This window comes from Klebsiella sp. C283 (assembly GCF_048822555.1).
In the GTDB taxonomy this organism is placed as follows: Bacteria; Pseudomonadota; Gammaproteobacteria; order Enterobacterales; family Enterobacteriaceae; genus Klebsiella; species Klebsiella quasipneumoniae.
Genome location: NZ_JBMEZS010000058.1, coordinates 1 through 1,361, shown reverse-complemented (window position 1 = coordinate 1,361; position 1,361 = coordinate 1). Strand labels below are relative to the sequence as shown.

Genomic DNA, 1,361 nt, shown 5'->3' with positions numbered 1-1,361 from the left:
GGCCCCCATCCGATCAAAGGAATAAATCAAGACATAAAACATATAAAAGATCACTGTGGCTGTAAAAAATCCCGTTATTACTGACAGCGTCAAATCAGGAGAACCGGCCCACATGTTTTTATCCATAAATACCATGAAAGAAAATAAAGCACTGAGACCTGTAAGCCCAAACAACATTAAAATATAGGCAAGCGCATCTCTTATAAAAACACCCATAATTACATAGCCGTAACCACAGATAATGATTGCCATTGCAAAAAACAGTCGTACATAACCATCACTATCAAAAATTAACAGAGACTCAGCCATTTACCCACCCTCACTCAATGTTTCCATCACGCTGTTCAAAGGCTCGCGTGTTTTAATTTCAATGCACTCTCCTGTATTACTTCCGTAACCTCTGCCTCCACGTGCTTCGAGTACCCGTAGCATTTTTATGCAGACATCTGTATTAGGCATAGGAGTAACATCCCAAATTCCACCACCACTACTCGGCGTCATCAGCACCAGAAAAATAAAGGCATGCATACTTTATTGCCTCTGTTTATATATTAACGAATGAATATTTCTTTCATTGCCTCTGCGAGAGTTGTTTGCTTATCGCCACTCATCGCTCTGTCATAATCAGACTTGCTTACATTTTCAATAACATCACCACACTGAAGTCGATTTTGCGCAGGAGAGAAAAACCCTTTATCAATATTGGTCTCAAGCAACCGGCAGTCATTTTTCCAGTGATGAGAAAGAGCTTCGGGCACTGTATTACTGTCAGTAGAAAACAGCAGGCTATAACCTGCCAATAAAAATACCAGCATCATCGTCCATTTGAATAATTCATCCATAACGTTACTTACCTTCCGTACTGAGTTTATTAATCTCTGCCTTATCCCTGTATCTCACATCCATATACCGTGTTACGCCATCCGGGCAAGACCAGGCATCTTTTGCTTTAGCCAGAAACCCTGCCTGCTGCGCTTCAAATGCGGAGACTCTGCAGTTTTTCAGCGTATAGATGATATTTTCTTTCCTGTTTATAATTTGTTTATATGTTGACTCAGGATCAAGAACTCCTGTTGCTGTAGTAATCATACTCACCATACACAGTATCACACTGAGGGTTTTACCCCACCAGGATGTGATTACTCTCTGAAAAAAGGCAGACACGATTACGGCAGAACCAACAATCAGCATCAACATAAAAATATATGACGAATCTTCGCGTAAAAGCAGCCATAGATATTTCATTGAGTCAGTCACTTTTCAAATCCTTTCATTTTTCGTTATCGACGTTCATTTCACACGCTACCGCCCATCCCTTTCAACGCAGAGGGCACTCGTTTTAATTCAGAAATGAGAACTTC

General features: G+C 40.6%; 4 protein-coding genes. All 4 read right to left on the bottom strand.

Features of this window, described 5'->3' with window-relative positions; genetic code table 11:
• Nucleotides 1-309: hypothetical protein (locus ACOI7Z_RS27155; protein ID WP_243211343.1), on the bottom strand; the 309-nt coding region annotated here is incomplete at its 3' end.
• The gene (locus ACOI7Z_RS27150) at nt 310-528 is read right to left on the bottom strand and encodes a hypothetical protein (RefSeq protein ID WP_023307545.1); all 219 of its coding nucleotides are present in this window, start codon (nt 526-528) and stop codon (nt 310-312) included.
• Nucleotides 529-551: 23 nt separating this feature from the next.
• A complete protein-coding gene (locus ACOI7Z_RS27145) occupies nt 552-842 on the bottom strand; it encodes a hypothetical protein (protein WP_032423381.1) in 291 nt (96 codons plus the stop codon).
• Nucleotides 843-846: 4 nt separating this feature from the next.
• Complete coding sequence (locus ACOI7Z_RS27140) at nt 847-1,257, bottom strand: hypothetical protein (RefSeq protein WP_023307546.1); 411 nt, start codon at nt 1,255-1,257, stop codon at nt 847-849.
• Between the last annotated feature and the right edge of the window lie 104 nt (nt 1,258-1,361).

Coding starts and splice junctions, on each gene's coding strand:
- ACOI7Z_RS27150 (WP_023307545.1), bottom strand. CDS start 528: ATGCATGCCTTTATTTTTCTGGTGCTGATGACGCCGAGTAGTGGTGGT.
- ACOI7Z_RS27145 (WP_032423381.1), bottom strand. CDS start 842: ATGGATGAATTATTCAAATGGACGATGATGCTGGTATTTTTATTGGCA.